Origin of the sequence: Pseudacidovorax intermedius, assembly GCF_003350475.1 — a bacterium.
In the GTDB taxonomy this organism is placed as follows: domain Bacteria; phylum Pseudomonadota; class Gammaproteobacteria; order Burkholderiales; family Burkholderiaceae_C; genus Xenophilus; species Xenophilus intermedius.
On the sequence record NZ_QQAV01000027.1, the window covers coordinates 1 to 1,789 of the forward strand.

The window sequence follows — 1,789 nt, forward strand, 5'->3', positions numbered from 1 at the left end:
AATCGGGATAGGGGTCCGTCATTGTCGACGGAGCCCCTCCCACACCACCCGGCATGCGGGTCCGCACCGGGCGGTTCGAGCGCTTGAGGTCATGAGAGACGGGGCAAGCCCAGCCGGTCGAACCAGGAGATCGTGACAGCGGTGTTCAGCGCCTTGGCACTGTTACGCCACCAGCGACGGCTGTTGGCCGCCACCTGTCGCGCAACGCGAGGCGTCGCCCCCAGCGCCAGCAGTTCGCGATACATCGTCGTGCCCCGCCTCCACTGCTTGAGCTGCAAGGCCCTGAGTCGGTGGCGCAGCCATTCGTCCAGCACGCGCCAGACCTTGGGGGTCTGCGCCAGTGCGAAGTACCCCTTCCAGCCCAGCAGGTAGGGCGTGAGCCCTTGCACCGTCTGCGCCATGCTGCGTCCGTTGGAGCGCCCCGTGAGTTGCCGCATACGCCTCTTGAAGTCGCCCAGGGCCTCCTGGGCCACTGCGCATTTCACTTCTCCTGCCTTGGCCATCCACAGCTCGTAGCCCAGGAACTTGCGCCCCAGGGCGCTGCTCACCGCACTTTTGGCTTCGTTGATCTGAAGCTTCAGCCGGCCGTACAGCTTTCTGAGCCATCCCATCACCCGCTCGCCTGCCTTGGTGCTGCTCACGTAGACGTTGCAGTCGTCGGCATACCGCGCGAAGCTGTCGCCCCGCGCCTCCAGTGCCTTGTCCACTTCGTCGAGCAGCACGTTGGCCAGCAACGGGCTCAGGGGCCCGCCTTGCGGCGTGCCTCGGTCTCGCTTCACCTTGACCCCGCCGTCCATGATGCCGGCGTCCAGGTACGCACGGATCAGCCGCAGCACGGCTGTGTCCGCGATGCGTCTGCCGAGCCGCTCCATCAGGATGTCGTGGTTGACCCGGTCGAAGAATTTCGCCAGGTCCACGTCCACCACCACGCGCTTGCCGGATTGGACGTACGCTCGCGCGGCCTTCACCGCATCGTGCGCACGCCTGCCCGGGCGGAACCCGTGGCTGTGGTCGCTGAAGGTGGGGTCGATCAGCGGTTGCAGCACCTGCAGCAGTGCCTGCTGGATCAGTCGGTCCCTCACCGTCGGGATGCCCAGCTCGCGCTGGCTGCCGTCGGGTTTGGGGATCGTGACTCTGCGCACCGGCTGTGGCCGGTACTTACCTGACAGCAACTCCTGGCGGATTTGCAGCCACGTCGTTTGCAGCAGACGGCGGGTCTGCTCGATGTCGAGCCCGTCCACGCCGGCTGCGCCCTTATTGGCCTTGACCCGCTTCCATGCGGCTTGCAGGTTCTCTCTCGTCAGCGCCGCCTCCAGCAGGGTGCCAGCCCCTGTCATCGGCATCGCCGACCCTGTGCCTTGGTGTTGCTGGGACGGGCCGCAAGCTTCGTCGCTGGCAGGCTGCCGGGCGGCTTCACCGCACGCGCTGCCCACCCGCCCGCATCGCTGCGGCATCTGACGCATGGCCTTCGACATTCCCGCAATCCTCGCTCACTCGCTCTCGTTCGGTCCTTTGCCTCTCGCTGGCGGCTTCGGCGGCCCCGCTACCCGGCTACTACGACCTCTGCTGACTTCTCGCTCCGGCACCGCCGTCGCCCTTTCAGGCGCAAGGCGAGATCTCCCCAGGTAAGAACGCACTCCTTCGCTGCACAACCGCCGGATTTACACCGCCTCGCCTTGATCACGAGAGCTTCGTGGCTCTTTGCCCACTCGCCCTGCTCGGCACTGCCTTCTATCCGGTTCTTGTTCATCGGCTCGCAGCTTCGCTCCACGCTTCCTCCCCACACTCG

Annotated in this window: 1 protein-coding gene; it reads right to left on the reverse strand. The window is 66.3% G+C overall.

The window, feature by feature from the left end; translation table 11 throughout:
• Positions 1 to 89: 89 nt before the first annotated feature.
• Entirely contained in the window at positions 90 to 1,475 is a 1,386-nt protein-coding gene (ltrA, locus tag DFR41_RS27270; RefSeq protein WP_114805032.1) for a group II intron reverse transcriptase/maturase, read from the reverse strand.
• Positions 1,476 to 1,789 lie beyond the last annotated feature (314 nt).

Excerpts from the sequence above, each read along its gene's own strand:
- ltrA (WP_114805032.1), bottom strand. The coding sequence starts at position 1,475 with ATGTCGAAGGCCATGCGTCAGATGCCGCAGCGATGCGGGCGGGTGGGC.